Annotated in this window: 6 protein-coding genes and 1 pseudogene; 2 read left to right on the plus strand and 5 right to left on the minus strand. The window is 70.5% G+C overall.

Annotated elements, in window-relative coordinates; genetic code table 11:
- Positions 1-152 precede the first annotated feature (152 nt).
- Together AC3ET3_RS24210 and AC3ET3_RS24215 are read left to right on the plus strand one after the other, a co-directional pair.
- The gene (locus AC3ET3_RS24210; RefSeq protein WP_435612867.1) at positions 153-665 is read left to right on the plus strand and encodes a plasmid mobilization protein; all 513 of its coding nucleotides are present in this window, start codon (positions 153-155) and stop codon (positions 663-665) included.
- Positions 662-2,361, plus strand: a pseudogene (locus AC3ET3_RS24215) (relaxase/mobilization nuclease domain-containing protein). Before AC3ET3_RS24210 ends, AC3ET3_RS24215 begins: the two are co-directional and overlap by 4 nt.
- 257 nt (positions 2,362-2,618) lie before the next feature.
- On the opposite strand, the gene AC3ET3_RS24220 reads toward AC3ET3_RS24215, so the two are convergent.
- From AC3ET3_RS24220 to AC3ET3_RS24240, 5 genes are all read right to left on the minus strand, one after another.
- A complete protein-coding gene (locus tag AC3ET3_RS24220) occupies positions 2,619-3,752 on the minus strand; it encodes a hypothetical protein (protein ID WP_435612868.1) in 1,134 nt (377 codons plus the stop codon).
- Positions 3,743-4,648, minus strand: a complete 906-nt coding sequence (locus AC3ET3_RS24225) for a lactate/malate family dehydrogenase (RefSeq protein WP_435612869.1) — start codon at positions 4,646-4,648, stop codon at positions 3,743-3,745. Before AC3ET3_RS24225 ends, AC3ET3_RS24220 begins: the two co-directional genes overlap by 10 nt.
- Positions 4,645-5,829 (minus strand): phosphotransferase, encoded by a 1,185-nt coding sequence (locus tag AC3ET3_RS24230; protein ID WP_435612870.1) that lies wholly within the window; start codon positions 5,827-5,829, stop codon positions 4,645-4,647. Before AC3ET3_RS24230 ends, AC3ET3_RS24225 begins: the two co-directional genes overlap by 4 nt.
- A gap of 145 nt (positions 5,830-5,974) precedes the next feature.
- Entirely contained in the window at positions 5,975-6,124 is a 150-nt protein-coding gene (locus tag AC3ET3_RS24235) for a hypothetical protein (protein WP_435612871.1), read from the minus strand.
- A gap of 11 nt (positions 6,125-6,135) precedes the next feature.
- Entirely contained in the window at positions 6,136-6,498 is a 363-nt protein-coding gene (locus AC3ET3_RS24240; RefSeq protein WP_030053565.1) for a hypothetical protein, read from the minus strand.
- Positions 6,499-6,812 lie beyond the last annotated feature (314 nt).

A 6,812-nucleotide genomic window follows, 5' to 3' on the forward strand; every position in this document is an offset into this window, starting at 1 on the left:
CACAGCACGAACTGTCCACCACGCAAAAGGAGATGACCACGACCACAGCAACCACCACCGCGTCAGCAAGGTATCCCGCTGGACCGTCCACAGGCCGGTCCCACGGGGAAGCCTCCGCCCCAGGGGTGGCGGAGGCACTCGGGCACCAGGGGGTGTCCGAGGAGGAGGAGAAGAAACACTCTGACGCCGAGCCCGTCGCCGTTGCCGTGCCCCTGCCGCGCGCCGCCGAAGCAGCCGCTCTGTATCGAGTCGCCCAACGCCGCAAACCCGATCCAGGCGGCCGGCGCAAGAAGCGCGTCGATGCCCGTTACAGCGTTGAGGAGAGGGACGCAATCCGTGCCAAGGCCACGTCGCTGAACCTGAGCGGCGCTCACTACGTCGCCGCCGTCACCCTGGCCCACATTGAAGGTGACCTCACTGTGCCCGGCCAACGCACCCAGCTGGACGACTACATCGACGAGCTGACCGCCCTGCGCGAGCAGGTCGCCACCATCGGCCGCAACGTCAACCAGATCGCCAAGAAGCTCAACTCCGGCGGCCATCCACAACCTGTCGACAGCGCCCTCCTCGCCCAGACCGACCGCACTCTGGACGCCGTCGGCGCTGCAGTGCGCCACATCGCGGCAGCTGCGAACCAGGCCGTCAGCCACAAGGCGGCCCGATGATCGCGAAGATCAGCGGCGGCAAGGACACCGCCGGCCTGATCCGCTACCTCTTCGACACCAAGAAGGCCAAGGACCACACCGACCCGCACCTGGTGGCCTCCTGGGACGGCTTCGCCCCCGACCCCGGCCGCGCCGACGACTTCGACACCACGAAGAGGCTCCTGGTGGCCGACCTCGACCTGCACGTCAAGCAGGCCCGGCGGCTCGGCCGCGCACCCGACAAGCACACGTGGCACTGCTCGATCCGGGCCGCCGAGAGCGACCGGCACCTGAGCGACGAGGAGTGGGCCGACATCGCTCGCCGCGTCGTGGCTGCCACCGGCATCGCACCCGACGGCGATCCGGACGGCTGCCGCTGGGTCGCCGTGCGCCACGCCCCCGACCACATCCACATCGCCGCCACCAAGGTCCGCGCGGACCTGCGCACCGCACGCCACTGGAACGACTACCTCACCGCCGACCGCGAACTCGCAACCATCGAGAAGGAATATGGCCTGTACAAAGTCGTGCGCGGGGACCGCACCGCCGCCAAGCGGCCCACCCGCGCCGAGCAGGAGAAGGCCCGCCGCCAAGGACGCAAGACAACCTCCCGTGAACAACTGCGCACCACCGTCCGCCAGCTGGTGTCCATCACCGCCAGCCCGGAAGAGTTCCTCCGCCTCCTCGACGGTGTCGACGGGGTCCGCGTCGACGTCCAGCACTTCCCCTCCGGGGACATACGCGGCTACAAGGTCGGACACCAACGCCGCCGGCGAGCCGGTCTGGTTCTCCGGCTCCCATCTCGCCCCCGACCTGTCCTTCCCCAAAATCCGCGAGCGCCTCACCGGCATCGAACCCCCACCCGCAACCGAGCCGGGCAGCCGACGCAGGACGAACCCCTGGCACCAGGCCACCGCGGCGGCAGAACGCATCCCCCACCACCTCGACCAGAGCGACGACACCGTCGCCCAGGCACACGTCGCGGCCTTCGCCGAGGCCCTCGACGTCCTGCCGCTCCTCGTCCCCGACCACCTGTTCCGGCAGCTCCAGCAGGCTGCCTTCGCGTTCGAACGTGCCTCCCGCTCCCGCATTCGGGACCAGCAGGACCAGGCCCGCGCCCTGCGCGGCGCCGTACGCGCGCTACGCACGACACCGGCCGCCGGTGACGGGAGCGGGCTGGCGATGTTCCTCGACATCGCCGTCCTGGTCGTGATCGCCGCCACCCGCTGGCACCAGGCCCGCCACCATGACCAGCAGGTCACCGCTGCCCAGCAGACCTTGGTCCACCTCCAAGCGGCCTACGAGCAGGCAGCGGCTCAACCACTGTCCGCCCTGGCCCAGCGCAGGCCACCTGCGCCACGCCCGGCACCTACGAGCCGTCCTGCCCGACCACGCCGAGCAAGTCCTCGCAGACCCCGCCTGGCCAGCACTGGCCGCCGCTCTCACCCAAGCCGAGACAGCAGGCCACGACCCCCAACAGCTCCTCCAGCACGCCGCCCGTCAGCGCTCACTGGACGACGCTCGCTCACCTGCCAGAACCCTGACCTGGCGCATCCAACGCCTCGGCACGAGGCCGGCACCCAGCGAGCAAGCGCGTGCCGCCCAAGCCGGCATGGCCGCGATCGGGCGACCGGGGCAGCCTGCTGCCTCTGCCAACCTTGCACCGAGCCTCGCCCACCAACTTGGCACGACAGCGGCACGTCCCCGACGCAGCTGATCCCTGACGTAGGGGTCACGCGGCCACGGATCTGGACAGCCAACGGATGACACAGTGGCAGACCCTGAAAGAACACGCAGATCACCGCGTCGGCGTACACGGAGATCGAGGACTTATATGAAGTTGGTCGGGTAGGGGCTCGGTTTCGTCGACGAATCTCATGGCGGATGGAGGGAAGCGCCGACGAGAGGCGTGTGGGGCCGCCCGCCCAGTGCAGGAGGTGGGCGGGCGGCCGATGTACCGGATGGCCGGTCGGGCTAGACGACCGCGATGTCGTCGGCGGTCTTGGCCAGGAGAGCGCTGTTCGCAGCGGCGTCGTGAGTGAGCATGAGTGACCGGTGAGGCAGCCGACCAAGCTGCTCAACGAGAGCTGTGGCGTTGTCCGATGCGGTGGCTGGGATGAGGCCGAAGATGTCCGGGTAGCGGTCCTCGGTCGTCGTGCTGAACACGTCGCTTTCGGTGAGGGCGCGGTCGTCTCCGAGCACAGCCGGAGACGCCTCAGGGTTCACCGTGGGGAAGAGCAGCCCGGCCGCGGTGGCTTCGGTGGCCAGGGTGAGGCCGAGCCAGGTGGCGAGCTGGTCGGGGAAGAACTGGGGCTTGAGTTCCTTGCCGTCCGCGCGCCACACGGGCTCTCGGCGCCCGTCGCTCAGGGCTTCGGTCACGCTCGGGTGCTGGGTGGGGTGGAGCTGTTCGCCGGCGAGCACCCTTTCGCGTACCTGGTCGTACAGGCCGGTCGCATCGAGCAGGCCGAGGCCGATGGCGGCGGCCGACGGCCACGGCAGCACCTTGACAGTTCCGTCCGCCTCGGGGCGGGCGAACACACGGTCGTTGGCGAGCAGCCCCCACCCCTGGCGGGCCAGAAGAAGAGCCGTGGTGGTCTTCCCGGCGCCCTTGTCGCCGAGGGTGAGCACCGCGCGGCCGTCCTTGACGGCGGCGGAGGCGTGGAGGACGGTCCAGCCGTCGGCGAGGAGCTGGGCGCGTACGAGTTCGCGGGCGAGGCGAGCGGCAGCGACGGCGACGGGTTTGGGCTGTTCGCCGACGATGGTGAGGCGGTGCCGGTCGGCCTGGTAGGCGAGGCGTTCGTCGGGCTGCACGGCGTGCGTGACGCCGTCGTGTCGGGATACGAGGGTGCGGGCGCTGGCGTAGTCGGTCTCTGCGAACCCGTAGTCGTGGATGAGGGTTTCGACCTCGTCCACCCGGTTGGGGCCGGTGTCGGCGAGGACCAGGGCGCCGCTGCCTTCGGCGATGCCGGCGCCCGTGGGGGGCTTTGCGGGGGTGGCATTCCACCAGGGGCCGAAGTAGCGGCGGGACCAGTCGGTGATCTCCTCCATCTGGGAGGCGACCGTCACGGTGGCGGTGTCGGTGGCGATGTGGGTTGCGGTCAGCGGCACGAGGGTGCTCCTTCGCGGTTGATGGTGCGGTAGGCGGCGCCCAACTTGGTGCGGGCGGCAGTGAACTGGGCGGTTTCCCGTTCGTTCAGGCTCAGGGGGGTGACGGTGGGCTGACCGGCGGTGATCTGCAACCGGATTCCGAGCCAGACACCATCGCGGTTGACGGACAGCACATCCGTGCCGTCCTCGACGGCCAGGAGTTTGCGCAGGGCAGACACCACGGCGGCGCTCGGGCCGTTGCGCACGCGTCCGATCCCGGTGTTGATCCGGCGTGGCCGGTCGCGGAGTTCGGCCGTCACGATGTCGAGCGGCACTGTGGCGGAGCGTCCGTTGATGGTGGTCGACGATGCACAGATCACGGCGCCGTCGCCGTGTTCGCCGATCACGTAACCGTCCACGGTGTCGACCGGCACGGCGTGGTGCTGGGCGAGTGCGAGCCGGTAGCGGGCGGTATCCGTGGCGGAGCCGATCCCGAATACCCGGCGCGCGCGGGACAGCTCGGCGAAGTAGCGGGCCAGCACGTCGACCGGATTGGTGACCATCACCACCGTGCCCGGGTAGCCGGTCAGGGTGTGGGCCCACTCTGCGATGACGGGGGCGTTCGCGGCGAGTCCGGCCATGCGCACGTCCGCTGTGCGGGTGTTGGTGAACGTCGCGCGAGGGCAGATCACCAGCGCGTCCGCGTCGCCCATATCGGCGTGCGCCGCCGTGAACGCGCGGGCGCCTGCTGTGAGCTGCCGGGCGTCTTCCAGATCGGTCACCAGGCCGTGCGCGGCCTCGGCTGTGCGGGAGGTGACCAGCAGCCGGGAACACCACGGCTCGACAGCCAGGAGGGCCGCGACCGTCTGGCCGATGGCGCCGGCGCCGATGACGCCGACCGTGTAGCCCCCGCTCATCGGGTGGCCGCCCGGGTCACGCAGGCCAGGGCCAGGCGCCAGGCCGACTCGGGCTCGGTCCCGGCGGTCAGTGTGGTGCTGATGGAGTCCAGGACCTGGCACAGCGCCGGGGCGGAGTCGACGACTGCCTGGGCGTGCTCCGGCAACGGCAGCGCGGACGGAGCGGCGAGGTACGTCGACAGGATGTTCACGCTGTCCATCAGCCATGTGACCATCACCCGGCGCAGCCACGTCCCGCGCTCGGTGCGACCGATGCCCCGGGCCTGCTCGCGGATGAAGGCGTCGATGCCCTCCACCAGCAGGGTGGCACCGTCGACCGGCGGCGCAGCGATCACGGCAAGGAGCGCGCGGGAGGAGAGTTTCGCGGCGTCCTGGTGAGAGCCCCCGCGCGACAGTCCCGGGTCGATGAACACCGGCTGCTCGTCGGGGCCGTCCGGGAACAGGACGTGTTCGGGCTTCAGGTCCCCGTACACGACCATGCGAGGGCCCGGGGCAGGGGTGAGGCGGAGTTTCAGCAGACGGGACACCACTACTGCTAGCACGGCCACCGCACCCCGGCGGATGCGCTCCTCCAGCAGGTCGACGCCGAGCCGTGCCACGTAGGCGCGGCCGGAGATGCCGTTGAACTTCCGGCGGAACGTGGTGTCGATGCCGCGCTCTGCGATTGCCGCCTCATCGGCCACAGCCGCCACCGCCGGGGACTGAAGCGAAGCGAGAGAGCGCACGGCACCGCTCATTAAGGCAGCGGTTCGGGCGGGGTCCTTGGCGATCAGGTCGAGCAGATTCGGCCCGGTCACGGCCTCGGTGAACAGCACTCCTTGCCGGTAGCCGACGCAGCGACCCACCCGGATTCCGGCGGCGTCCAGGGCGCGGAGCTGCGCGGCCTCCCGCGCCAGCAGCGATGTGGGCGACGTTGCGTAGGCAGCCTGCGCGGCCCTGACCTGGTCTCCGTCCCCGGCGACGCCGCGCAGCACGGAGACCAGGGAGAGGCCAAGGACGGAGTCCTTCGCGAACACCTCACGGCCGCCGAGGTGCACCCGGCGGACGTAGCCGGTGACAGACGGCACGTGAGCGCCGAGCGTCACCGACTCGCTGGGCCACTCCTCGGCCGCCACACGGCATATACGGTCGGCGGCCAGTTCGAACAGTGCTCCGGGTTCGGGCAGGGCGGCGTGCGGCATTGTGGAGCCTCCTCGACGAGGGAAGCGGGACAGAACCTTGCGCCGTCCCGCCCACGTGGCCTGGCGTGGGAGTGGGGCCACGGGGCGGGACGGAGTCAGACCGGCGGCCGGGCAGGAAGGGGAAGCACCGTCCGGCCGCCGGAGATCACCAGTCGGCGCCGCCATAGGCGAGCACGGCGAGCACGAAGGCGGTGACCGAGACGGCGAAGAGGAGTTGTACGGTCACTTGCCGCCAGCCGATCCGGGTTCGCCGCCGACGCGTCGGCCGGGTGGCCTCAGCCAGCTCCTTGTCCAAGCCGTCGAGCATCATGGGGCCGCCTGCAGCGCCGCCAGCGGCTCCCACGAGTAGCTGATGGTGACACCGTGCTCGGCCAGGGTCTCCGCCTCGCGAAGCCGGAATTCAGGGTGGGACTCGGGGGCGAGGGCAGCAGGCCAACGGGTGATGACGTCGGTGATCTCGCCGCGCGCGGCCATCTCGCACACACGTCGCCAGCCCTCGCGGCGCTGAGGGTCCGGCTCCCCGTACGGGTCGGTGACCGTATCCACCAGGCGCAGACCACGCCCTTCCGCGAACGCGCGGCCCTCCTCAACAGCCCGCTCTTCGGGCACCTTCGAAGCCGGTCGGACCTGGTCGACGCACACGTACAACACCGCGGCGCGGGTGCTCATCGAGCGGGCCTCCCCCGGTGGTGGGGGCACCGGCAGTTGGGCCACGCTCCCGTGAGATCGGGCACCTTCGCCGGGATGACCGCGGATTTCTCCCGCATCGTTGTACGGGTCCCGTCCGGCCCGAGCCGGTACACCTTCAACGTCATCCCACTGGGCAGTTCCGCTGCTGCTGTCATCGTCACGCCTTGGTCAGGGGGTTGGGGGGAAGAGGGCCGCGGCCCACCGAAGGGGGGCGAGGGGTGGCCCGTCATCGCACGCGTGCCCGAACTCCCGGTGTGGGGACGGGCGTTGCACTGACAACCAGTCAACGATCA

The organism is Streptomyces sp. bgisy159, from assembly GCF_057707805.1.